The sequence below is a fragment of the Micromonospora sp. KC721 genome, from assembly GCF_004348355.1.
GTDB lineage: Bacteria > Actinomycetota > Actinomycetes > Mycobacteriales > Micromonosporaceae > Micromonospora.
In genome coordinates this window covers 1-24756 of record NZ_SMJY01000002.1, presented here as the reverse complement: position 1 = coordinate 24756, position 24756 = coordinate 1, and the positions used below count along the sequence as shown (strand labels likewise).

Genomic DNA, 24756 nt, shown 5'->3' with positions numbered 1-24756 from the left:
CCGCACCCACCGATGATGTCGCGCCGTGCCTGCTCAGCGCGGAAAGACCTCGAACTTCGGGGCCTTGCCGCTCGACGGGGGCACCCGGTAGTGGCGCAGCGTGAAACCCATCATCTCGCGGAAGGCCGGCGCGGCCACCGTGCCGCCCTCACCGCCCGGGCTCCACACGAAGACCGCCACCACGTACCGGGGGTTCTCCGCCGGGGCCATTCCGATGAACGAGCCGACCTCGCCGGGCTGTTTGACGCCGCTCACCAGCCGCAAGCCGGTGCCGGTCTTGCCGGCGACCCGGTAGCCGGGCACCGCGGCGGCCAGCCCGGTGGCGTGGTCGACGGTGGTCACCGCCTCCAGGATGGTGCGCAGCGCCTGGGCGTTGGCCGGGCTGAGCACCGACCGGGTGACCGGCGGCTGCGCCGGGGTACGGCGGCCGGTCTGCCCGTCGATGATCTCCTTGATCAGGCGCGGCTGGACGTAGGTGCCGTCGTTGGCGATGGCGGCGTACGCGGCGGCCATCTGCAGCGGCGTGGCGTCGACGCTGTGCCCGATCGGCACCGACCCGTACGACGACCCGCTCCACTCCTCGGCGGGCAGCAGCCGCCCCGACGCCTCCCCCGGCATCCCGACCCCGGTGGGCTGCCCCAGCCCGAACCGCTTCTGGTAGTCGATGAGCCGGTCCCGGCCGAGCTTTTCGGCGATCTCGATCGTGCCGACGTTGGAGGAGTAGGCCATCATGCCGGCCAGGCTCATCTGCCGGCCGTTGGCCGGGTGGGTGTCGCTGAAGGTGGTGTCGCCCATGGCGATGCTGTTGGCGATCGGCATGGTGGTGTCCGGCGTGATCACCCCTTCCTGCAGCGCCGCGCCGAAGGTGATCGCCTTGTGCACCGAGCCCGGGTCGACCACGAAGCTGGTCGCGGCGTCCTCCCGGTCGGTGGGCTTGCTCGGCCCGGGGTTGGCCGCGTTGTAGGTGGGGTGGCTGGCCTGTGCCAGCACCTCACCGGTCTTCGCGTCCATCACGATCGCCGCACCCACGCTGCCCTGGGTCTGCGCCATCTGCCGGCCCAGCACCTGCTGCACCTGGTACTGCAGGTCGCGGTCGATGGTCAGCACCAGGGAGCTGCCGGGCTTGGCGGCCGTCGTCTCGCTGTAGCCGCCGGGGATCGGCGCGTTCAGGTCGCCCCGGCCGGCCTCGTAGACCCACCGGCCGTCCTCCCCTTCCAGCACGTCGTCGTAGCGTGCCTCCAGCCCCTCCAGGCCGGCCATGTCCTGGCTGGTGAAACCGACCAGGTTCGCCGCGAGGTCCCCACCGGGCACCTCCCGCCGCTCGTCGCGGTGCACGCCGATGCCGGCCAGGTCCAGCGCCACGATCTGTTTGGCCTTGGCGATGTCGACCCCACGGGCCAGGTACTGGAACTGCGACTCGCCCCCGCCGGGCAACGCGCGCCGCTCCATCTTCTCCACCAGTTCGGACACGGGCACCCCGAGCAGCGGGGAGAGCTGCCGGGCGGTGGCCCCGCGGTCCTTGACCCGGGTCGGATCGGCGAAGACGTACCGTGCCTCGACGCTGCGGGCCAACGGCGCGCCGGTGCGGTCCAGGATCGCGCCGCGCGGGGCGGGCAGGTCGACCCGGACGGTCCGGAAGCCGAGGCCGCCGTCGGCGTACGCGGGGGTGTTGACGGTCTGGATGACGACCAGCCGGATCGCGATGACCGCGAAGAGCATCAGCACCAGCAGGGTGCCCAGCCGCAGCCGGCGACGCGGCTCGGCCAGTTTCGGCGGCCGGGGCCGGCGGCGGGAGGGGCGGCGGCCGGCGGGGCGGTCGGTCCGGCGCGGGGCCCGCGCCGGACGGCGGCGCGGTGGTGCAAGGTCCTCCTCGCCGTCGTCGGGGCGGACCGGTCGCGCCTGGACGGTCCGCACCACGCCGCCACGGCCGGCCGGGGTGACGGGTCGGCGTCCGGCGCGGGCGGCGCCGGCCCGGCCCCCGTCGAGCACCTGCAGGGCGGGGCGGAACGGGTCGCCGGAGCGGCCGGCCCGTGGGGTACGCCGCTGTCCGGCGCGGTCGGCCCCGGCCTCGTCGCTCTCCCGGATGGTCCGGCCCCGGGGCGTGTAGGCCCGGGCATCGGAGATCCCGCCGGCGCCCGGCTCGCCACCCCGCCCGGCCGCGCCCCGCGACGAGCCGCGCCGGGAGCCCGTCGTGGCGTCCCGGCGCGGATCATCCGATCTCGGTGGCACCGGCTATCCCCCGTTGCCCTGCTGGCTGGTGAGCGCCGGCTGACCGTTGGCGGGCTGCGGCACGCCGATCATCCGCCCGTCGGGCAGTCTGATGTAGGCCGGCTCGCCCGCCTCGACCAGCCCGAGCCGGCGGGCTTCGGCGGCGAGGTTGCCCGGCGCCTTGGCCGTCTCGATCTGCTTCTCCAGCTGCTGCTGGTCCACGTCGAGGCGGGCCTGCTGCTGCTGGAGCTGCTGGAGCTTGAAGGCGTTCTCGTTGATCTTCGTGTTGACGGCGAGGATGCCGAGCACCCCGCCGACCACCAGCGCCACCACCAGCGCCGCGAACGGTGCCTGCGGCACCCGCACGGGCGGCGGCGGAGCCACCCGCAGCCGGGGCGTGGTGGCCGTGTTGGTGGCCTTCGCGGACGGCTTCTCGACCGGACGCAGCGCGGCGCTGCCCTGGGTCGGGAACTCGCGCGCCCCCCGGGCGCGAGTGTCCCCCCGTCGACCGGCGAGGTCCGCCGGCACACCGGTGCGCGTGGTGCGCTGCGCCGCGGCCCGGCCCCCCGACCGCGGTGCGCGCTGCCCGACGGCCCCCCGGCCGTCGCGCTTGTTGACGTTCATGTTCCCTCCCCCTCTTCGTCCGTCCCTGTGCCGTCCCCCGGCGTCGTCCCTGGTACCACTGTGGAACCCGGTGTCGACCCCGTCCCCGGTTGGTGCATCGCCCTGACCCGGCGGCGGTACCGTTCGCGGTCGGTCCGCCCCTGCTCCACGGCCGTCGGATCGAGTCGTTCCGCTGCCCGCAGCCGCACCGAGGCGGCGCGCGGGTTCGCGGCGACCTCCGCCTCCCCGGCGAGCTCGGCGCCCCGGCTGAGCAGCCGGAACGTCGGACCCGACCCGGGAAGTTCCACCGGGAGGTCGACCGGGCCCTTGCTGCGGACCCGGTCGGCGAGCGCCTGCTTGGTGAGCCGGTCCTCCAGCGAGTGGTAGGACAGGACCACCAGGCGGCCGCCCACGTTGAGCTTGTCGAGGGCAGCCGGCAGCGCCGTCTCCAGCGCGGCCAGCTCCCTGTTTACCTCGATCCGCAAAGCCTGAAACGTTCTCTTGGCCGGGTGTCCCCCGGTTCGTCGGGCTGGTGCCGGAATACTCTCCCGGACCAGCTCGGCCAGCCGCGCCGACGAGGTGATCGGGGATTGCTCCCGCTCCCGGACGATCGCCGAGGCGATCCGCCCGGCGAACCGCTCCTCGCCGTAGACCTTCAACACCCGGGCCAACTCGCCGTGGGAGTAGCCGTTGACCACCTCCTCGGCGGTCGCCCCACGGGTCTGGTCCATTCGCATGTCCAGCGGCGCGTCCTGCGCGTACGCGAACCCGCGGTCGGGCGCGTCCAACTGCAACGAGGAGACCCCCAGGTCGAACAGCACCCCGTCGACGCCCGGACAGCCCAGCCGGTCGAGCACCTCGGGCAGTTCGTCGTAGACGGCGTGCACCAGGTGGACCCGGTCGGCGAAGCGGGCCAGCCGCACCCGCGCGTGGGCCAGGGCCTCGGTGTCCCGGTCCAGGCCGATGAGCACCGTCCGCGGATGCCGTTCCAGCACCGCCTCGGCGTGCCCCGCCAACCCCAGCGTCGCGTCGACGTGGACCGTACGGTCACCCCGGTCCAGCGCGGGGGCGAGCAACTCGAGACACCGCTCGAGCAGCACCGGCACGTGCGTGCCGCGTAGCTCCCCCATGTCGACCCCCACTGGTTGAAACGTCCGTCCCTGATCCGCGCCCTGTTCGTCGGACGACGCCGTACCGCCGTACCGCCAGATCCCCATCCGCTCCCGCCCCGCCCCGGAGTGCGGATCGTGCGCCTGGCACCGGGGAAGGGGTGCCAGGAACTCGAAAGCGGCTGGAGATCTCGCAGTACGTCGGGCGTCGTCACGCCCTACAGACCGCCGGGCAGCACCCCCTCCTCGATGTCGGCGAAGTCGTCTTCGCTCTCCGCGAGGTAGGCCTCCCAGGCCGCCCTGTCCCAGATCTCCACCCGGGTGCTCGCCCCGATCACCACGAGTTCCCGGTCGAGCCCGGCGTACGACCGCAGGTGCGCCGGGATGGTGACCCGCCCCTGCTTGTCGGGGACCTCGTCGTGTGCGCTGGCGAAGAAGACCCGGCTGTAGGCCCGGGCCGCCTTGTTCGTCACCGGCTGCGCGCGCAACTGGTCCGCGATGCGCTGGAACTCGGGCGTGGGGAAGACGTAGAGGCAGCGATCCTGCCCTTTGGTTACCACGACACCCCCCGCCAACTCGTCCCGGAACTTCGCCGGAAGGATCAACCGGCCTTTGTCGTCCAGACGCGGAGTGTGGGTGCCGAGAAACACGGCCCAACCCCCTCGCCCTTTAGCGGCGTTCGCGGCGCCGCTGACCCCCCGGGCCGGTGGGCCCTCCCGGCCTCACCATCGCGCCCCACTCTACTCCACTTCCCTCCACCCGCAACCAGAATCGCCCGCGTGGCGCGCGGCTGAACGGCGCAAAGTCGCACGTCAGAGGCGGTGGAGCGGAGTGGAGGGCCGGAGCGCCGCGCGGCGAGCGTCCGCTTCCCGACAATGATCGACTCCGGCCGGCTGAGCGCCGCCGACCGGACGCCCGGGCGGACCCGACCGAACGGTTCACCGTCGGCGGCGATCTGGCTGGGCGGTGCGGTCCGGTAACCTCGCTGCCGTGACGGACGCGAAGATGCCCCTGCGGGCCAAGGTGGCCACCTCCGTGTCGCGGACCGCCGCGGCGCTGTCGCGGGCCGCCGGTCGCGGCGACGGTTCGGTGATCGGCGGCTGGATCGGCCTGAAGATCGACCCCGACCTCCTGGCCCACCTCTCCGCCGGTCGCGCCATCGCGCTGATCTCCGGCACCAACGGCAAGACCACCACCACCCGGCTCGCCGCCGCCGCGGTCGGGGTGCTCGGCCGCGTCGCCACCAACTCCTTCGGCGCGAACATGCCGACCGGCCACACCTCCGCGCTGGCCAAGGCGGGCAGCACCCCGTACGCGGTGCTGGAGGTCGACGAGCACTACCTCGCCCAGGTGCTGGAGGCCACCGAACCGCACGTGGTGGCGCTGCTGAACCTGTCCCGGGACCAGCTGGACCGGGCCAAGGAGGTGGCCATGATGGCCCAGCTCTGGCGGGCCGCGCTGGTGCGCCACGCCAAGGTCCGAGTGGTGGCCAACGCCGACGACCCGATGGTGGTCTGGGCGGCCACCCCGCCGGCCGACCCGGCCCGCGGGATCAACGCCCCGCACGTCACCTGGTTCAGCGCCGGCCAGCGCTGGCACGACGACTCCTGGGTCTGCCCCGAGTGCGGCTCCACCATCCAACGCTCCGGCCAGCAGTGGTGGTGCACCGGCTGCCCGCTGCGCCGCCCGGAACCGAACTGGACGGTGGAGGACGACGGGGTCCTCGACCCCACCGGCGCCTGGCACAAGATCACTCTCCAGCTCCCCGGCAAGGTCAACATCGGCAACGCCGCCACCGCCCTGGCCGTCGCCGCCGAGTTCGGCGTACGCCCCGTCGACGCCGTCTCCCGGCTCGGCACGGTCACCTCGGTCGCCGGTCGCTACGCCCAGGTCCAGCGGGACGGGCGCAACATCCGGCTGCTGCTGGCGAAGAACCCGGCCAGTTGGCTGGAGGCGTTCGACATGGCCGACGAGGCCCCGACCCTGCTGTCCATCAACGCCCGCGACCCCGACGGCCTGGACACCTCCTGGCTGTTCGACGTCGACTTCGCCCCGCTGCGCGGGCGACAGGTGCTGATCACCGGTGACCGGGCGTACGACCTGGCGGTCCGGCTCGAGGTCAACGGCGTGCCGTTCCAGCACGTCCGCACGTTCGGCGAGGCGGTCCGCGCCGCCCCGCCGGGCCGGCTGGAGGTCATCGCGAACTACACCGCCTTCCAGGACATCCGAGCGGAGTTGGACCGTGTCAACTGAGAGCCTGCGCATCGTCTGGGTCTACCCCGACCTGCTCTCCACCTACGGCGACCGCGGCAACATGCTGATCCTGGCCCGCCGGGCGCAACTGCGCGGCATGCCGGTCGAGGTGCTGGAGGTCCGATCCGACCAGCGGCTGCCCGCCACCGCCGACATCTACCTCATCGGTGGCGGCGAGGACGGCCCGCAGGCGCTCGGCGCGCAGCGGCTGCTCGCCGACGGCGGCCTGCACCGTGCGGTCGCCCAGGGCTCGGTGGTCTTCGGTGTCTGCGCCGGTTACCAACTACTGGGCACCTCCTTCTTCGCCAAGGGCACCCGGTGCGCCGGCCTGGAGCTGCTGGACCTCTCCTCCGACCGGGGTCCCACCCGGGCCGTGGGTGAGCTGGCCGGCGACATCGACCCTCGGCTCGGCATCCCGGCGCTGTCCGGCTTCGAGAACCACGGCGGGCGCACCCACCTCGGCCCGAGCGTCTCCCCGCTGGCCCGGGTGACCGCCGGGGTCGGCAACGACGGCGCCACCGAGGGGGCGTGGCGGGGCAAGCTGCTCGGCACCTACTCGCACGGGCCGGCGCTGGCCCGCAACCCAGCCCTGGCCGACCTGCTGCTGCGCTGGGCCACCGGCGCCCACCAGCTTCCGCCGCTGGACGACACCTGGGCCGAGCGGCTCCGCTCCGAGCGCCGCGCCGCGGTGGCCGCCGCCCGGGCATGACCCCCGGTGCCGGCCGCCGCGCCGACGTGCTGCGCGCCGTCCGGGAGCTGCTCCGGCAGCCGCCGGCCCGCCGGTTCGGGCTGTTGTTGTTGTTGCTCGCCGGGTTCGGCGGCACGCTGCTGCTGGTGCCCCGGCCCGACCCCCGGGCGCTGCCGCACCTCGCCGACCACCTCGGCGGGTACGCCCCGGCCGTGGCGGTGACGGTCGGCGCCCTGCTGCTGGTCGCACTGGTCCCCCGGACCTTCGTCACGCTCGCCTCGGGCGCGATCTTCGGCCCTCTCGCCGGAGCCGGGTACGCCCTCGGCGCGGCGCTGCTCGCGGCGGCGCTGTGCTTCGCCGTCGGCCGGCTGCTGGGGCGGGAGTTCGTGGCCGAACGGGCCCGGGGCCGGCTGGCTCGCCTCGACGGCTGGTTCGCCCGGCAGAGCGTCCTCGGGGTGATCACCGTACGGCTGCTGCCGGTCGCCGGGTTCGGGCTGGTCAGCTACGGCTACGGCACCACCGGCGCGCGGGTGCTGCCGTTCCTGGTCGGCAGCGTGCTCGCCTCCGCCCCCACGGCCTTCGGCTACGCGGCCATCGGCGCGGCGGTCACCTCGCCGGGGGCCGTCAACTGGTACGCCGCCGCCCCCGCCAGCCTCGGCCTGATCGCCAGCGCGGTGCTGGCGCAGCGCTGGTGGCGCGCCGAGCGGCAGCGCCGGCTCGACATCGGCGACCCGCACCGGTGACCGGCGACGGATCCGCGGGCCGGCAGCGATGGCAGACAGGTCGATCGAACAACGGTGCCGAGGCGCTACAGACCTGACGGCGTAGCCGGATCGGCGGCCCGCCGTCCCGGCCGCGGTAGCCGGGTCGGTCACGACGGCCGGACCGGGTGGGTCGGCGAACAGCGGGCCACCTGTCATGGTCATGCGGAGCCGGCAACGGCGACGCGGCGCAGCGGGTGCCGGGGCGGATGAACCACGTGGCCTGGAAGCGAGGCCGCTTTCCGGCCGAGTCGACGCGCCGCTGGCCACCTCGCCAGCGCCAGCCCTCAGCCAACGGCGGCCACCCCACCAAGGCCGGCCACCCGAGCAAGGCCGGCCACCCGAGCAAGGCCGGCCCCCGAGCCGACGGCGCGCACCCAGCAGCCCAGTACCCGCCGCCGACCGGTGGCCTGCCCCCGAATCCCGGGTGACCCATCTACGCCATCACGTTGGTAGCGCCCGAGTAGCGGTGGGCCAGCCAGGTGCCGACGGCCGCCACGCTGTGCCCTCTTAGCCGCGGCCGGTCACCGACGGCGACGAGGTCTGCGACCGGATGCGGAGCAGCAGCCCTCTCCGGCACTCGCTCCCTGCCCCTCGCCCCCGGGGGGAGGGCCGAACAGCTCAGGCGACGACCGAGACCATCCGGCCCTTGACCACGATGACCTTCTGCGGCTCCCGGCCGGCCAGCGCACCGGCGACCGCCTCCAGCGCCGCCGCCCGTACGTCGTCCTCGGCCGCGTCGGCGGCGACCTCGACCCGACCGCGCACCTTGCCGTTGATCTGCACCGGGTAGGTGACCGTCTCGGCAACCAGCAGGGCCGGGTCGGCGGTCGGGAAGTCCGCGTACGTCAGCGAGGTGTCGTGGCCCAGTCGCCGCCACAGTTCCTCGGCGACGTGCGGGGCGAACGGCGCCAGCATCAGCACCAGCGGCTCGGCCACCTCGCGCGGGGTCTGCGGCAACCGGGTCACCGCGTTGGTCAGCTCGATCAGCTTGGCGATCGCGGTGTTGAACCGGATCCCCTCCATGTCGCCGCGGACCCCGTCGACCACCCTGTGCAGCAGCCGGCGGGTCGCCTCGTCGGCGGGCGCGTCGACCACCCGCGTCGCGCCGGTCTGCTCGTCGACGACCGCCCGCCAGACCCGTTGCAGGAACCGGTACGACCCGACCACCGCCCGGGTGTCCCAGGGGCGGGAGACCTCCAGCGGACCCATCGACATCTCGTAGACCCGGAAGGTGTCGGCGCCGTACGTCGCGCACATCTCGTCGGGGGTGACGACGTTCTTCAGCGACTTGCCCATCTTGCCGTACTCGCGGCTGACCGCCGTGTCGCCCAGGTAGAAGCCGCCGTCGCGTTCGACGACCTCCTCGGCGGGCACGTACGCGCCCCGGGCGTCGGTGTAGGCGTACGCCTGGATGTAGCCCTGGTTGAACAGCTTGCGGAACGGCTCGAACGACGAGACGTGGCCCAGGTCGTACAGAACCTTGTGCCAGAAGCGGGCGTACAGCAGGTGCAGCACGGCGTGCTCGGCGCCACCGACGTACAGGTCGGTGCCCCCGCAGTCGCCCGCGTCGCGCGGGCCCATCCAGTACCGCTCGTTCTCCGCGTCGACGAACCGCTCGGAGTTGGTCGGGTCCAGGTAGCGCAGCTCGTACCAGCAGGAGCCGGCCCACTGCGGCATCACGTTGGTCTCCCGGGTGTACCGCTTCGGGCCGTCCCCCAGGTCCAGCTCCACCTCGACCCAGTCGCGGCGACGCGACAGCGGGGTCTCCGGGTCGCTGCCGGCGTCGTCGGGATCGAACGTCTTGGGCGAGAAGTCGTCGACCTCGGGCAGCTCGACCGGCAACATCGACTCGGGCAGCGCGATGGCGCTGCCGGTCTCGTCGTACACGATCGGGAACGGCTCGCCCCAGTAGCGCTGCCGGGAGAACAGCCAGTCGCGCAGCCGGTAGGTGACCGCGCCCTCGCCGTGGCCGTTGGCCTCCAGCCACGCGATGATGCGGGCCTTGGCGTCGTCGACTCCCAGGCCGTTCAGGTCCAGGCCACGCTCCGGCGCCGCACTGTTGATCATCGGCCCGGTCCCGGTGTACGCCCCGCCGTCGAAGCCCTCCGGCGGCTGGACGGTCCGCACGACCGGCAGTTCGAAGATGTCGGCGAAGGCGTGGTCGCGCTCGTCCTCGGCGGGCACCGCCATGATCGCGCCGGTGCCGTAGCCGGCCAGCACATAGTCCGCGATGAAGATCGGGATCTGCCCGCCGGTGACCGGGTTGACGGCGTACGCGCCGACGAAGACGCCGGTCTTCTCCTTGGTCTCCGCCTGTCGCTCGACGTCGGTCTTGGCCCGTGCCGCCTTGCGGTACGCCTCGACCGCCGCCCACGGACTGGCGTGCCCCCCGGTCCAGGCGTCCCTGGTCCCCTCCGGCCAGGCCGCCGGCACCAGGGCGTCGACCAGTTCGTGCTCGGGAGCCAGCACCATGTAGGTCGCCCCGAAGATGGTGTCCGGCCGGGTCGTGAACACCCGCAGCGGGCCCCGCTCGGTGGCGAAGTCGATGTGCGCGCCGGTGGACCGGCCGATCCAGTTGCGCTGCATCAGCTTGATCGGCTCGGGCCAGTCCAGCGCGTCCAGGTCGTCCAGCAGCCGGTCGCCGTACGCGGTGATCCGCATCATCCACTGCTTCAGGTTGCGCTTGAAGACCGGGAAGTTGCCCCGCTCGGAGCGGCCGTCGGCGGTGACCTCCTCGTTGGCCAGCACGGTGCCCAGCCCCGGGCACCAGTTGACCGGTGCCTGCGAGACGTACGCCAGCCGGTGGTCGTCGACGATCGCCCGCCGCTGCGCCACCGTCAGCTCGGCCCACGGGCGACCGTCCGGGGTGGGCCGGGTGCCGGCCTCGAACTCGGCGACCAACTCGGCGACCGGGCGGGCCTTCTTCGCCTCGGGGTCGTACCAGGAGTTGAACACCTGCAGGAAGATCCACTGGGTCCAGCGGTAGAAGTCGGTGTCGATGGTGGCCACCGACCGGCGCTCGTCGTGGGCCAGGCCCAGCCGGCGCAGCTGCGCCTTGTACCGCTCGATGTTCTGCTCGGTGGTGGTCCTGGGGTGGGTGCCGGTCTGCACCGCGTACTGCTCGGCGGGCAGCCCGAACGCGTCGAAGCCCATCGCGTGCAGCACGTTGCGCCCGGCCATCCGCTGGTAGCGGGCGAAGCAGTCGGTGCCGATGTAGCCCAGCGGATGGCCGACGTGCAGGCCGGCCCCCGAGGGGTAGGGGAACATGTCCAGCACGTACAGCTTCTCCGCGCCGGCCCGCGGATGGTCGGGGTCGGCCAGCGGACCGGTCGGGTTCGGGGCGTGGAAGGTGCCCTCGCGCGCCCAGACGTCCTGCCACCGGCGCTCGATCTCGTCGGCCAGGGCGGCCGTGTACCGGAACGGTGGCACGTCACTGGCCGGTGCGGCTGCCTCACTCATGGCGTCTCTCCTCGAACCGCTGTTGGTCGTACCGCGGGATGCGGGTCGGTCTCGTCCGGTAGGCACAAAAAAGCCCCTCGCGCAGGAGGGGCGGCCGTGCTGTCGCGGTCAGCGCGTCAGCACGGCTCGGTAAGAAGCAGACCGGCCACGGACATGCCCGCAGTCTACCGCCGGCCGCGACGGGACGGGAACCGCCTTACCCGCCGGCCAGCACGTAGCCGAGGGTGATCGGCGGTGCCGCGTCCGTCATGGTCGCCCGTCGTTCGGCAGGAGCCGTGTCTCCCCGCTGACCAGGGGCGTCCCCGTCCCCCGACCGGCGAATATTCCGGGCGTAACCGGCGGACTACCTGCGGGTGTCGGCGAAGACGAGAAACATGGTTAGCCTGAGAGGCCAATGAGATTTCTGCGGCAGACGTGGCTCGGCGTCGCGAACCCAACGGCGGGTCCAGGTGCTCTCATACAGAGCTGCCGTTTCCGGCGACGAGGAGGAGGCCCGTGACACAACAGACCTGGGACGAGGTGGGCGGCCTGCTGCCGCACGACGAGTTCCGCGCCGCCAGCGACGCCATCGTGGCCAACATCGAACAGGTCATCGAAGGCAAGACCGCGACCGTGCGCCTCGCCCTGGCCGTCCTGCTCGCCGAGGGTCACCTTCTGATCGAGGACGTCCCCGGCGTCGGCAAGACCAAGCTGGCCAAGGCGTTGGCCCGCTCGATCGACTGCTCGGTGCGCCGGATCCAGTTCACCCCCGACCTGCTGCCCAGCGACGTCACCGGCGTGAGCGTCTACAACCAGGAGACGCACGACTTCGAGTTCCGGCCGGGCGCGGTCTTCGCCAACCTGGTGGTCGGTGACGAGATCAACCGGGCCTCCCCCAAGACGCAGTCGGCGCTGCTGGAGTGCATGGAGGAACGGCAGGTCACCGTCGACGGGGTGACCTACCAGCTGCAGACCCCGTTCATGGTGATCGCCACGCAGAACCCGATCGAGATGGAGGGCACCTACCCCCTCCCGGAGGCGCAGCGCGACCGGTTCACCGCCCGGATCGCGATGGGCTACCCCGGCCCGCAGGCCGAGCTGGCCATGCTGGACGGCCACGGCGCCGCCGACCCGCTGCAGGAGCTGCGGCCGGTCGCCGACGCCGAGACGGTCCGCCGGCTGATCGCCACCGTGCGCCAGGTGCACGCCGCCGACGCCGTCAAGCAGTACGCCGTCGACCTGGTCACCGCCACCCGCGAGTCGCCGGAACTGCGGCTGGGCGCCTCCCCCCGGTCCACCCTCCAGCTGCTGCGCACCGCCCGTGCGGTGGCCGCCCTGGAAGGACGCGACTACGTGCTCCCCGACGACCTGCAGGCGCTCGCGGTGCCGGTGCTGGCGCACCGCCTCATCCCGACCGCGGACGCGCAGCTCGCCCGGCGCACCACCGACGCGATCATCGCGGAGCTGGTGCACCGGCTGCCACTGCCGCCGGACCGCCAACGCACCCCCTACGACACGCCCCGGCCCGCCACCGGCAACGCCCGCCCGCCGTTCGAGCCGCGGAGGCCGTGACGTGCGTGACGGGCTGCGTGGTCTGACCACCCGCGGCCGCTCGTTCCTGGCGGCCGCGGTCGCGGCGGCGGTCTCCGCCGGCATTCTCGGCGAGAAGGACCTGCTGCGGGTGGCCGTACTGCTCGCGACCCTCCCGCTGCTCGCCGCGCTCTACGTGGGGCGCAGCCGCTACAAGCTCGCCTGCAGCCGGGCGTTGGAACCGCACCGGGTGCCGGTCGGAGCCCACTCCCGGGTGGTGCTGCGGTTGCAGAACATGTCCCGCCTGCCCACCGGCACCCTGCTGCTGGAGGACCGGCTGCCGTACGCGCTGGGCAGCCGACCCCGGGTGGTGCTGGAGCGCCTCGGCGCGCACCAGGCCAGCTCGGTGGCGTACACGGTGCGCGCCGACGTGCGCGGCCGGTACGAGGTCGGCCCGCTGGTGGTCCGGATGACCGACCCGTTCGGGCTGTGCGAGCTGACCCGTGCCTTCCCGGGCACCGACCACCTGACGGTGATCCCGCAGGTCACTCCGCTGCCGACGATCCGCCTGCCCGGCGAGTACGCCGGCAGCGGCGACAGCCGGGCCCGGTCCGTGGCGGTACACGGCGAGGACGACGCGGCGACCCGGGAGTACCGCCGGGGCGACGACCTGCGTCGGGTGCACTGGAAGTCGACCGCCCGCACCGGTGAGCTGATGGTGCGACGCGAGGAGCAGCCCTGGGAGAGCCGCGCCACCGTGGTGCTGGACACCCGGGCGTACGGCCACCGCGGCGACGGCCCCACCGCCAGCTTCGAGTGGGCGGTCTCGGCCGCCGCGAGCATCGCCGTGCACCTGCGGCAGTCCGGCTACAAGCTGCGGTTGGTCACCGGCTCCGGTGCGGACGTGGACGCCACCGAGGTGGCCGGCGACGGCGTGCTCCTCGACCATCTCGCCGATGTCCGGCTCGACCAGCGCGTCGACGTCGCGACGCTGGTGCAGCGGGTCCGCCAGCGCGCCGACGGCGGCCTGATCATCGCGCTGCTCGGCACGCTGAACACCACCGAGGCCGAACTGCTGGCCGGGTTGCGCGGCAACGGCGCGACCTGTGTGGGTTTCCTGCTGGACAGCAACAGTTGGTTGAACCTGCCGGAGCAGGCACGCGCCGAGTCCGCGCAGGCCCACGGCGCCGCCGCGCTGGCCCTGCTCCAGGGCGGCTGGCGGGTGATCGGGGTGGACCACGGCAGCCGGTTGTCGGCGCTGTGGCCGCAGGCGGCCCGTGGCTCGCAGGGGTTCGCCCTGCGCGCCGCCATGGCCGAGACGGTCGCCGGCGTGGTCCGGTGACGGGGAGGGTGACATCGTGATCGCGTCCCGGAACCTCGGCTTCGTGGCCGCCGCGGCGACCCTGCTCGCCGCGGCGCCCCTATCGTCGATCTTCCAACGGTGGACCTGGCTGATCCAGGCCGCCATCGCGGTGGCCGTGGTGGCGGCCGTGGCCGCGCTGATCCGGGCGCTGCGGGCCCCGCTGTGGGCGCAGGTGGTGGGCATGCTGGCCGGCCTGCTGCTCGCGCTGACCTGGTTGTTCCCCGCCGGCGACGAACTGGTCGGGATCCTGCCCACCCCGGACACGCTGGCCCACTTCGGTGAGCTGCTGCAGGGCTCGACGCAGGACATGCGGTCGTACGGGGTGAAGGTGCCGGACACCACCCCGCTGTTGTTCATCACCGTGCTCGGGGTGGGCGGGGTGGCCGTCCTGGTCGATGTGCTGGCGGTGGGGCTGCGTCGTCCCGCGCTCGCCGGGCTGCCCATGCTGGCGATCTACTCGGTGCCGGTGGCGGTCTACGTGGACAGCGTGCCGGCGCTGCCGTTCGTCGTCGGAGCCTGCGGCTACCTGTGGCTGCTGGTCACCGACAACGTCGAGCGGGTACGCCGGTTCGGCCGCCGGTTCACCGGTGAGGGCCGCGACGTCGACGTCTGGGAGGCGTCTCCGCTGGCCGCGGCCGGTCGCCGGCTGGCGGTGGTGGGTGTGGCGCTCGCCGTGGCGCTGCCGCTGGCGGTGCCGGGGATGACCGGAGGGCTGCTCAACCAGTTCACCTCGGCCGGCAACGGCACCGGCACCGGGCGGTTCGGGCAGGGCGGCAGCCCCGGCCGGATCGATCTGTTCGCCGCGCTCAGTGGCCAGCTCAACCAGTCCGAAGTGGCCGAGATGGTCAAGGTGACCACCACCGAGCCCAGCCCTTTCTACCTGCGCTTCGGCGTCGCCGACGAGCTGCGCTCGGACGGCTTCCGGGTGCGCCCGCCGACCGGGACGCGGGTCGACCGGGACCTGCCGGGCATCGACCGGCGGGGCGCGGACCAACAGCGGTACCAGGCGACGGTGGAGGTCAGCCGTAACCTCGAGATGCCGCTGGTGCCGGTCTACTCCGACCCGGTCGGGGTGCAGGGGCTCAACGGCAACTGGCTCTACGACCGCAATCTCGGTGTGGTGTTCTCCAACCGGGACAACTCCCGGGGCAAGCGCTACACCGTCGAGTACGTCCGGTCGACCTTCACTCCAGCGGCGCTGCGCCGGGCCCCCTCGCTGCCGGCCGAGCACCCGATCGCCGTGCAGCAGACCCGCCGGCCGTCGGTGCAGCAGGTGGACGCGCTGGTCGCCGAGCTCATCGAGGGCAAGCGCACCGACTACGACAAGGTCCGGGCGATCTACGACCACTTCTCCCGGGAGAACGGCTTCAGCTACTCGCTGAGCACCAAGGGCGGCACCAGCGGCCAGGAGATCGTCGACTTCCTCGACAACAAGGTCGGCTTCTGTCAGCAGTACGCGGCCGCGATGGCCTGGCTGGTCCGCGCGGCCGGCATTCCGGCCCGGGTCGCGTTCGGCTTCACCAACGGCACCAGCACCGGTACCGGCAGTTTCGTGCTGACCAACCGCAACCTGCACGCCTGGACGGAGGTCTACTTCGACGGGATGGGGTGGGTGCCGTTCGACCCCACCCCCGCGTACGCGGTGCAGGGCGCCACCCGTTCGGCCTGGGCCCCGGACAGCGACGCGCCGGACCCGGAGCCGTCGGGCAGTTCCGCGCCGGGGGTCACCCCGGAGGGGCCGGACACCACCGCCGGCCCGCAGCAGCCGGACGCCGCCGACCGGGACGTCGACGAGACCTTCGACCCGGTCACCGGTGCCCCGATCCAGCGTGGGCCCACCTGGCCGTGGTGGACGGCCGGTGGCGTGCTGGCGCTGCTCGCGCTGCTGTGCGTACCGGCGCTGCGCCGGATGGCACTGCGCCGGCGACGCCAACTGACGGTGACCCCGGCGGTCACCGCGGGTGCGGCCGACGCGGCGGACGCCCCGGCCACCGGCATGCTGGTCCTCGGCGCAGATCGCGACCGCGCCCGGGCCGACGCCCACGCCGCATGGGACGAACTGGTGGACACCCTGGTCGACTACCAGGTCCGGGTCGACCGGACGGAAACCCCGCGGGCGACCGCGGAACGCCTGGTCCGAGAGGCGCTCGCGGAGGACGCCACCTCCGCCACGGCGGTACGGCTGCTCGGTCGCGCCGAGGAGCGGGCCCGCTACGCCCGTGACCCGCTCACCGGCGAGCCGCTGCGCCCGGCCCTGGCCTCGGTACGCGACACGCTCGCCGCCCGGGCCGACCGACGTACCCGGCTCCTCGCGGTGGTGCTTCCGCCGTCGGTGCTGATGCGGTGGCGTTCGGCCGTGACGGAACACTCCACCCGGTGGGTGACGACGACCGGCCGGCTCCGCCTGCGGCTGGCGCGGTGGAATCCCCGCCGCCTACTGGCCCGCCGCGCCTGACCGCTCCGCTGCCGGCCTGTCCGTTTGCCGCGAATGGCGGTGTCCCTGCCCAGGGACACCGCCATTCGCCGCAGAATGAGCTGATCAAGCAGCTGAGCTGCCGGAGGTTCGGTCCTGACTCTGGACATGCTGCTACGACGGTGGTGGCCGGAAGCTACCCGGCACCCACCGTCCCGCGACGACGCCGAACCGCCTCAGCGGCGGACGACGGTCAGCGATGTCCCTCCGGGCGCTGCCGCCACCGGTCCTCCATGCGGTCCAGCAGTGACGGCCGGCGGCCGCCACGCCCGCGCGGACGACGACGGCTGGTCGTGCCACCCACCACGTGCAGGTCCGGTGACTGCGCCCGCCGGTGCGACTGCACCGCATAGCCCAACGCAGCCAGCATGACGACGAACCCCGCCACTGCCAGCGGCGGAGTCTTGATCACCGCGCCATAGACCAACAGGGCCAGGCCGACGACGACGACGCCGGCAGCGACGAGCAGGCGACGCCGCGCGTGGAAACGCGGGTCGCTGGCGCGCACGGCCGAGGCGAATTTGGGGTCCTCGGCAAGCGACCGCTCGATCTGCTCGAACAGCCGCTGCTCGTGCTCCGAGAGCGGCACGGCACTCCTCCCCGGTCACGTTGGTCGGCCCGGTCGGGCCGACAGACCGTGGCAGCCAACCGGCTGCTTGCCGTCAAGTCTACGAGGGCCCTCGCGCGTCGGAAAGCGGGACGACCTACGGCCGGCCCGGTTTTTCGCGCCGGTCGCCACCACCCATGCCGAGCAGACTGGCCGGACCTATGACGGACCGCCCGAAACGGGCAGCCGCGGCGTCGGCGGCAGCTTCCGCCTCCCGCCAGCCGCGCTCGGGCGCGCCGAGGGTCAACTGCCGGGGCGCGCCACTCGCCTCCGCCAGCCCTTCGACCCGTACGCCGACCAGCCGGATCCGCTCCCCGGGGTCGAGCGCCGCCCAGAGCGCCCAGGCGGTGTCGAAGACCTCCCGGGTCACATCGGTCGGTACGCCGAGGGTGCGGGACCGGCTCACGGTGCGGAAGTCCGCCAGCCGCACCTTGATCGACACCGTACGGCCGACCTGACCGGCACGACGCAGCCGGACGCCCACCTTCTCGCTGAGCGCCAGCAGCGCCCGGCGGATCTCCCTCGGGTCGCTCACGTCCACGTCGAAGGTCACCTCCGCGCCGATCGACTTCTCCACGTGCTCCGGGCTGACCGGACGCGGGTCCCGCCCCCAGGCCAGCTCGTGCAGGTGGGCCGCGGACGCCTCGCCGACCGCTCGCCGCAGCATGCCCAGCGGAGCCTCGGCCAGGTCACCGACGGTGGCCAGGCCCAGTCGGCGCAACGCCTCGGCGGACCGCTCCCCCACCCCCCAGAGCGCGTCGACCGGCAACGGGTGCAGGAACTCCAGCACCCGGTCGGCGGGCACCACCAGCAGGCCGTCCGGTTTGGCGCGGGTCGAGCCGAGCTTGGCCACGAACTTGCTCGGCCCCACCCCGACCGAGCAGGTGAGCTTCTGCTCCTCGGCGACCCGGCGGCGAATCAGCCGGGCGACCTCGACCGGGGAGCCGAACAGCCGCCGGGCGCCGGCCACGTCGAGGAACGCCTCGTCGAGGGAGAGTGGCTCGACCAGCGGGGTGACGTCCCGGAAGATCTGCATGACCGCCTGCGAGGCCGCCGCGTACCGGGTGAGGTCGGGCGGGAGGTAGACCGCGTGCGGGCAGAGCGCCCGGGCCCGGGCGGTGGGCATGGCGCTGCGGACGCCGTACCGCCGGGCCTCGTAGCTGGCGGAGCTGACCACGCCGCGCGGGCCGACCCCGCCGACCACGACGGGCTTGCCGCGCAACTCCGGGCGGCGGCGCACCTCGACCGAGGCGAAGAAGGCATCCATGTCGACGTGCAGCACGGTGCTGCCGGAGTCGTCGGCGCCCGGCCCGAAACGCGGGTCACCACCGCGCGGCAACGACTGGCTCCGACCCATCCCCGCACGCTAACCCGCCGGTACGACACCTCGCGCGGCGGCGGGCGGGTGGGGCGAGAGTGGGGGGTCAGCCCCGGACGACCAGCAGCGGGATGGTCATCTCGGCGGCGGTGTCCGCACCGTGGTAGGCCACCAGCCGGGACACCGCCGGCGGTTCGGAACGGCTGGCGAGCAGCGCGTACGTGCCGGCGCAGGTGACCACCAGGTCGCCGACGCGGCCCAGGTGGTCCGGCGACACCGGCCCGAACCGGCCGCCGGCCACCGCCTCCTCCCGGGTCTGCACCTGGGCGGCCGGCCCGAGCACCGCCGCCCAGGCGGCCCGCACGTCGTCCAGCGCTCCCGGCGCGACGTGCAGGTAGCGCACCCGGGGCTCACCGGCGACCACCCGCACGCCCGCGCGCAGCCGGGGATCGGTGTCCAGGTCGATCCGGTGCGCGGCGGGCACGTCGAGCTGGCCGTGGTCGGCGGTGACCAGCAGCGCGGCGTCCGCCGGCAGGCCGTCGACGAGCCGGGCGAGCAGCGCGTCCACCTCGGCGGCGGCGGCCCGCCAGGGCATCGAGTCCACCCCGCTGAGGTGGCCGTGCCGGTCCAGGTCCGGGTGATAGCCGGAGACCAGGGTCGGACCGGGGCCGGCGGCCAGCGCGGCGAGCATCGTGGTGGCCAGGGCGTCCACCCCGGCCGCGCCCCGGTAGTCGCCGCCCCGGTTGGCGGCCAGGGTCAGCCCGCTGCCGGCGAACTCGGGGCGGCTGACGACGGTCACCGCCACCCCGGCCGCGCGGGCCCGTTCCCACTGGGTGCGGACCGGCTGCCAGCGCAGCGGCTCCGGGTCACCGGCCCAGTCGATGTGGTTGAGCACCCGGTCGGTGCCGGGTACCCGGACGGTGAAGCCGAGCACCCCGTGCGCCCCGGGGGCGACGCCCGCGCCGAGGCTCGCCAGGCTGGTCGGGGTGGTGGACGGGAAACCGGCGGTCAGTGGCCGGCCGGCCGTGGCGGCCAGCCCAGCCAGGATCGGGGCGTACGGCGCGGCGGTGGGGATCTGGTACCAGCCGAGACCGTCGACGAGCAGCACCGCGACGCGGCGTACCCCGGCCAGCCGAGGTGCCAGGCCGAGCAGGTCGACCGCGCCGGGCACGCCGAGCACGGCCAGCGCGCTGGGCACCACGTCGGCGAGGCTGCCACCGCCGTAGCGGGGTGGCACGACCGCCAGCGGGCCACCGTCGGGGACAGGCGCGGCGGGCGCCGGCCCGGTCGGGGGTCGCCGCGGGTCGGTCATGCCGGGCGGCGGGCGAACAGGTGCAGTTGGGCGGCGAGTTCCCGGTACGGCGAGCGGGCGGCCAGGGCCCGTTCCAGCTCGACCAGGGCAGCCGGCTGACCGTCGGCCACCGTGGCGGGAAGCAGGTCGGCGAGGACGCGTACCCCGTGGATCTCCTCCACGGTGAGCCCGGCGGCGCCCAGCAGCGCGGCGGCGCTGTCGGAGTCGAAGCGCCGGCGCAGGGTGTCCCGCGGCCCGGCGGAGCCGGCCGGAGCGGCGGCGAGCGCGGCGGCCACGTCCAGGTGGCCGTTCATCGCCCGGCTCAGCACGGCGGCGGCCCGGCCGGCGACCAGCACGCTGGCCGCGCCGCCGGGGCGCAGCGCGGCGGCGAGCGCGGCGGCCACCGGCGCCGGGTCGTCGACCACCTCCAGCACCGAGTGGCAGAGCACCAGGTCCGCGCCGGCCGGTTCGACCAGCCCGCCGAGCGCGTCACCGTCGCCCTGCACGGCGCGTACCCGGTCGGCGACGCCGGCCTCCGCGGCCCGGCGGGTCAACGCGGCGAGCGCGTCGGGGCTGGCGTCGACCACGGTGACCCAGTGGCCGGCCCGGGCGAGCGGGACGGCGAAGCCGCCCGTCCCGCCGCCGACGTCGAGCACGGTGAGTTGGTCACCGTCGCGTCGGGCCAGCTCGGCGGCGAGGACCGACCAGATGACAGCGGTACGGGGGGTCAGCGGCGGCCCGGTGAACCCGGTGGTGTGCTCCACCCGGTCGAGCCTAGTCAACCGCGCCACCGACCCCCCGCAGGCGGTACGACCCGCCGGTCAGGACTCCCCGCCGCCGGCCGGGTCCTCCTCCGCACGGGACCGTTGGGCGTTGGCCACCGGGCCGTCGGTCACCTGGTACTCGCGCAGCTCCGCGCCCTGGACGGGCGACCAGCCGGCCGCCAGCCGGGTCCGCCGGGTGTTCGCCACCCCACCGGTACGCATGCTGAAGGTCATGGACACCCCCTTGCCCGAGCGGGCCACTCTGCCCGCGCGTGTCCGGAAGTCTCCCGCTTCCCGGCTCGGGAAACTGTAATGTGGATCACCCGGCTCAGCGGAAATCCCGGGACGCCGGGCTCACCGGGGGCTCGATCGCGTCCAGCCGGTCGGCGATCAGGCTGGTGACGCCCTCGTGCCGCTGCAACCGGCCGCGCACCACCAGCGCCGCGCTGGTGCGGGCCGTCCGGCGGTAGTGCTGCCACAGCCCGGGGGAACAGGTGACGTTGAGCATCCCCGTCTCGTCCTCCAGGTTGAGAAAGGTGACCCCGCCGGCGGTCGCCGGTCGTTGCCGGTGGGTGACGATCCCGCCCACCCGGATCCGCCGGCCGGGTTCCACCTGGCCGAGCCGGGCGATCCGCACCGCGCCGAGGGTGTCCAGCCGCTCCCGGATGAACCGGGCCGGGTGGTTCTCCGGGGACAGCCCGGTGGCCCAGACGTCGGCGACGAGCCGGTCCACCGCCTCCATCCCGGGCAGGGTGGGCGCCGCCGTGCCGGTGACCGTGCCGGGCAGCCGGTCGGGCCGGTCCTGGGCCGCGGCGCCGGCGGCCCAGAGGGCCTGCCGCCGGGTCAACCCGAAACAGGCGAAGGCGTCGGCGGTGGCCAGCGCCTCCAGCTGCGCGGCGGTGAGCCCGACCCGCCGGGCCAGGTCCGACAGGTCACGGTACGGCCCGTGCGCCGTCCGCTCCGCCTCGATCTGTTCGGCCACCGGATCGCCGAGGGTACGCACGCTCGACAGCCCGAGCCGGACGGCCGGCCCGCCCAGGCCCCACTCGTGCGACGGTTCCCCCGGCTGGCTCCCCCACCGGGTGGCCGGGGTGGACTCCAGGACGGCCTTCGCGCCGCTGGCGTTGACGTCCGGCCGGCGTACCTCGACGCCGTGCCGACGCGCGTCGTCCACCAGGGTCTGTGGCGAGTAGAAGCCCATCGGCTGGGCGTTGAGCAGCGCGGCCAGGAACGGCCCCGGATGGTAGCGCTTGAGCCAGGAGCTGGCGTAGACCAGATAGGCGAAGCTCATCGCGTGGCTCTCCGGGAAACCGTAGCTGGCGAACGCGGTCAGCTTGCGATAGACGTCGTCGGCCAGCTCGCCGGTGATGCCCCGCGCGGCCATCCCGGCGTAGAGCCGGTCGGCGAGCTGCGCCATCCGCTCCACCGACCGCTTCGCCCCCATCGCCCGGCGCAGCTGGTCGGCCCCGGCCGCGTCGAAGCCGGCCAGGTCGATGGCGAGCTGCATGAGTTGCTCCTGGAACAGCGGCACACCCAGGGTCTTCTCCAACGCGTTGCGCATCAGCGGGTGCGGGTACGTCACCGGTTCCTGGCCGTTGCGGCGCCGGATGTACGGGTGGACCGAGCCGCCCTGGATCGGGCCGGGCCGGATCAGCGCCACCTCCACCACCAGGTCGTAGAACTCGCGGGGCTTCAGCCGGGGCAGGGTGGCCATCTGGGCCCGGCTCTCCACCTGGAACACCCCGACCGAGTCGGCCCGGCAGAGCATCTCGTAGACCTCGGGGTCGTCCAGCGTCATGTCACCCAGGTCCAGGCTCATCCCGATCATGTCGTAGCCGTAGTGCAACGCCGACAGCATGCCGAGGCCGAGCAGGTCGAACTTGACCAGCCCGACGGCCGCGCAGTCGTCCTTGTCCCACTGCAGCACGCTGCGGCCGGGCATCCGCCCCCACTCCACCGGACAGACCTCGATCACCGGCCGGTCGCAGATCACCATCCCGCCGGAGTGGATGCCCAGGTGCCGGGGGAACGTCTGCACCTCGTTGGCGTACGCGACCACCTGCTCGGGGATGTCCGCCACGTCCACCGTGGCAACCGAACCCCACCGGTCGATCTGCTTGCTCCAGGCGTCCTGCTGGCCGGGAGAGAACCCGAACGCCTTGGCCACGTCCCGCACCGCCGACCGGGGCCGGTACGAGATGACGTTGGCGACCTGGGCGGTGTGCTCCCGGCCGTACCGGGCGTAGACGTGCTGGATCACCTCCTCCCGGCGGTCGGACTCGATGTCCACGTCGATGTCGGGCGGGCCGTCGCGTTCGGGGGCGAGGAAGCGTTCGAAGAGCAGCCGGTGCCGGACCGCGTCCACGTTGGTGATCCGCAGCGCGTAGCAGACCGCCGAGTTCGCCGCCGACCCCCGGCCCTGGCAGTAGATGTCCTGCTCGCGGCAGAACGTGACGATGTCGTAGACCACCAGGAAGTAGCCGGGGAAGCCGAGCTCGTCGATCATCCGCAGCTCGTGTTCCAGCTGCGCGTACGCCTCGGGGTGCGCCTGCGGCGGGCCGTAGCGTTCCCGGGCGCCGGCCATGGTCAGGTGCCGCAACCAGCTCATCTCGCTGTGCCCGGGCGGCACCGGGTACGCCGGCAGTCGCGGCGCGACCAGTTGCAGGTCGAAGGCCAGCTCCGCGCCGAACTCGGCGGCCCGCGCCACCGCACCCGGGTACGCGGCGAGCCGGGCGGCCATCTCCGCGCCGCTGCGCAGGTGGGCGGTGGCCGCCGCGGGCAGCCAGCCGTCGATCTCGTCGAGGCTGCGTCGGGCCCGTACCGCCGCGAGGGTGGTGGCCAGCCGGCGTCGCCCCGGGGTGGCGTAGTGCACGTTGTTGGTGGCCACCGTGGGCAGCCCGGCCGTGGTGGCCAGCTCGGCCAGGGCGTCGTTGCGGTCGGCGTCGACCGGATGCCCGTGGTCGGTCAGCTCCACCGCCACCGTCTCCGCGCCGAAGAGCGCGGTCAGCCGGTCCAGTTCCCGGGCCGCCGCGTCGACGCCCTCGGTGAGCAGCGCCGCCGGCACGTGCCCCTTGCGGCAGCCGGTCAGCACCAACACGTGGTCGCGCAGCTCGGCGGCGACCTCCTCCAGTTCGCCGTAGGCCGGGCGGCCCTTCTCCCCGCCGCGCAGCTGGGCCCGGGAGATGGTGGCGGCGAGCCGGGCGTACCCCTCGTGCCCGTGGGCGAGCACCAGCAGGTGCCGGCCGAGCGGGTCGGGTTCGCCGTTCTGCGGGCCGGGCAGCCCGAGGGAGAGTTCCGCGCCGAAGACCGTCGGCAGGTGCAGCGCCCGGGCCGCCTCGGCGAAGCGGACCACGCCGTAGAACCCGTCGTGGTCGGTGACGGCGAGCGCGGTGAGCCCCAGCCGGGCGGCCTCCTCGGCCAGTTCCTCGGGATGGCTGGCCCCGTCGAGGAAACTGAAGTTGCTGTGCGCGTGCAGCTCGGCGTAGGGCACGACGCCGTCGGGACGGGGCAGCTCGGGCGCTTGGTAGTGCTGTCGGGTGCGGCTCCAGGCGGGGGCGTCGCCGCCGTCGGCGTCGACCGCGAGCGGGTCGACCACCTGCAGGTGCCGCTCGCCCCGGAGCCGTTCCTTGCCGGACCGCCCGGACAGCACCTGCTCCAGCTCCGACCAGGGCATCCTCGGGTTGTGGAAGCTCACCGGCCGGCACTCCTGCACCATCGGCTTCCGCCCCACCATCGACTTCCGCCCTCGCCGGGGAGGCGGATGACTGCCAATCGACTACAGACGTGATGGCGTAGATGGATCGGCGAGGCCGCCGGCCGGCTGATCGAGCCGGAAGCTGAAGCAGATGTGGACACGGAACCCGGAACGGGAACGGACGGCGATCCAGTCACGCCACCACGTCCGTAGCCTCCGACGGGTCGGAGCGGGCACGGCAGGTCAGCGTGCCGCTCGGCTGCGGCACGCTGCTCAGTCATAGATCGCCTCCACCAGCCATCGACCGGCCTCGACGGCCAGCAGTAGGGCGGTGCCGTCGGCCAGGCAGACCTGGAACCGGGCCCGGCGGCGTGCCTCTGCCGGGGCCCACCATCGTTCGTCCACCGGCCACGGGCCGGCCCAGCCGGTGATCTCGACCGGCGCGGCCGTGCCGACGGTCAGCCGGGCCGGCGCGCCGCTGACCGACAGCCGCGCGTTGACCACGACCGGCTCGCCGGCGGCGTCGTGCACGGCGGCGGCGAACGGGGTGGGCAGCACCACCGCGGGTGAGGGCGGCGGCAGCCGGCCCGGCCAGGGCGGCACGGAGTTCCCGGCAACCGCGCCCTGACCGGCTCCCCCGACCCGGCCAGGCC

The 24756-nt window shown here is 73.9% G+C and carries 17 protein-coding genes and 1 pseudogene; 6 read left to right on the top strand and 12 right to left on the bottom strand.

Annotated elements, in window-relative coordinates:
- Positions 1-33: 33 nt before the first annotated feature.
- The 4 genes from E1182_RS00560 to mraZ all read right to left on the bottom strand — a co-directional run bounded on the left by E1182_RS00560 (position 34) and on the right by mraZ (position 4570).
- Entirely contained in the window at positions 34-2229 is a 2196-nt protein-coding gene (locus E1182_RS00560) for a penicillin-binding protein 2 (protein WP_132260610.1), read from the bottom strand.
- A 3-nt stretch (positions 2230-2232) separates the two neighbouring features.
- Complete coding sequence (locus E1182_RS00555) at positions 2233-2832, bottom strand: hypothetical protein (RefSeq protein WP_132260609.1); 600 nt, start codon at positions 2830-2832, stop codon at positions 2233-2235.
- On the bottom strand, positions 2829-3941 hold the full coding sequence (gene rsmH, locus E1182_RS00550) for a 16S rRNA (cytosine(1402)-N(4))-methyltransferase RsmH (RefSeq protein ID WP_132260679.1): 1113 nt from the start codon (positions 3939-3941) through the stop codon (positions 2829-2831). Before rsmH ends, E1182_RS00555 begins: the two co-directional genes overlap by 4 nt.
- Before the next feature lie 197 nt (positions 3942-4138).
- Entirely contained in the window at positions 4139-4570 is a 432-nt protein-coding gene (mraZ, locus tag E1182_RS00545) for a division/cell wall cluster transcriptional repressor MraZ (RefSeq protein WP_132260608.1), read from the bottom strand.
- 355 nt (positions 4571-4925) lie between these two features.
- Here mraZ and E1182_RS00540 point away from each other — a divergent pair, with 355 nt between their 5' ends.
- From E1182_RS00540 to E1182_RS00530, 3 genes are read left to right on the top strand one after another with little or no spacing between them, the layout of a single operon-like run.
- On the top strand, positions 4926-6173 hold the full coding sequence (locus tag E1182_RS00540; protein WP_132260678.1) for a MurT ligase domain-containing protein: 1248 nt from the start codon (positions 4926-4928) through the stop codon (positions 6171-6173).
- On the top strand, positions 6163-6882 hold the full coding sequence (locus tag E1182_RS00535) for a type 1 glutamine amidotransferase (RefSeq protein WP_132260607.1): 720 nt from the start codon (positions 6163-6165) through the stop codon (positions 6880-6882). Before E1182_RS00540 ends, E1182_RS00535 begins: the two co-directional genes overlap by 11 nt.
- Positions 6879-7604, top strand: coding sequence for a TVP38/TMEM64 family protein (locus E1182_RS00530; protein ID WP_132260606.1), 726 nt, complete (start codon positions 6879-6881; stop codon positions 7602-7604). Before E1182_RS00535 ends, E1182_RS00530 begins: the two co-directional genes overlap by 4 nt.
- Positions 7605-8243: 639 nt before the next feature.
- Here E1182_RS00530 and leuS read toward each other — a convergent pair.
- Complete coding sequence (leuS, locus tag E1182_RS00525) at positions 8244-11084, bottom strand: leucine--tRNA ligase (protein ID WP_132260605.1); 2841 nt, start codon at positions 11082-11084, stop codon at positions 8244-8246.
- Positions 11085-11579: 495 nt separating this feature from the next.
- Between leuS and E1182_RS00520 the strand changes: the two genes are divergently transcribed.
- Genes E1182_RS00520 through E1182_RS00510 form a run of 3 tightly spaced genes read left to right on the top strand, consistent with a single transcriptional unit; the run spans position 11580 to position 16411 of the window.
- Positions 11580-12635 (top strand): MoxR family ATPase, encoded by a 1056-nt coding sequence (locus E1182_RS00520; protein WP_132260604.1) that lies wholly within the window; start codon positions 11580-11582, stop codon positions 12633-12635.
- Position 12636: 1 nt separating this feature from the next.
- The gene (locus E1182_RS00515; RefSeq protein WP_132260603.1) at positions 12637-13935 is read left to right on the top strand and encodes a DUF58 domain-containing protein; all 1299 of its coding nucleotides are present in this window, start codon (positions 12637-12639) and stop codon (positions 13933-13935) included.
- Between the two features lie 16 nt (positions 13936-13951).
- Positions 13952-16411, top strand: a complete 2460-nt coding sequence (locus E1182_RS00510) for a DUF3488 and transglutaminase-like domain-containing protein (RefSeq protein ID WP_132260602.1) — start codon at positions 13952-13954, stop codon at positions 16409-16411.
- Between the two features lie 211 nt (positions 16412-16622).
- Here the strand turns inward: E1182_RS00510 and E1182_RS00505 are convergent, their stop codons facing one another.
- The 7 genes and pseudogenes from E1182_RS00505 to E1182_RS00480 form a co-directional block, all read right to left on the bottom strand.
- Positions 16623-17018, bottom strand: a complete 396-nt coding sequence (locus tag E1182_RS00505) for a DUF3040 domain-containing protein (protein ID WP_132260601.1) — start codon at positions 17016-17018, stop codon at positions 16623-16625.
- A 115-nt stretch (positions 17019-17133) separates the two neighbouring features.
- Positions 17134-18393, bottom strand: coding sequence for a DNA polymerase IV (locus E1182_RS00500; RefSeq protein ID WP_132260600.1), 1260 nt, complete (start codon positions 18391-18393; stop codon positions 17134-17136).
- Positions 18394-18460: 67 nt separating this feature from the next.
- Entirely contained in the window at positions 18461-19666 is a 1206-nt protein-coding gene (locus E1182_RS00495; RefSeq protein WP_132260599.1) for an alkaline phosphatase family protein, read from the bottom strand.
- Entirely contained in the window at positions 19663-20427 is a 765-nt protein-coding gene (locus E1182_RS00490; RefSeq protein ID WP_132260598.1) for a methyltransferase domain-containing protein, read from the bottom strand. Before E1182_RS00490 ends, E1182_RS00495 begins: the two co-directional genes overlap by 4 nt.
- Before the next feature lie 39 nt (positions 20428-20466).
- Positions 20467-20643: a hypothetical protein gene (locus E1182_RS30805; RefSeq protein ID WP_165942456.1), complete on the bottom strand. Its 177-nt coding sequence runs from the start codon at positions 20641-20643 to the stop codon at positions 20467-20469.
- A 94-nt stretch (positions 20644-20737) separates the two neighbouring features.
- Positions 20738-24103, bottom strand: a complete 3366-nt coding sequence (locus E1182_RS00485) for an error-prone DNA polymerase (RefSeq protein ID WP_132260677.1) — start codon at positions 24101-24103, stop codon at positions 20738-20740.
- Between the two features lie 273 nt (positions 24104-24376).
- Positions 24377-24756: pseudogene (locus E1182_RS00480) on the bottom strand (DNA polymerase Y family protein); the annotation flags it as partial.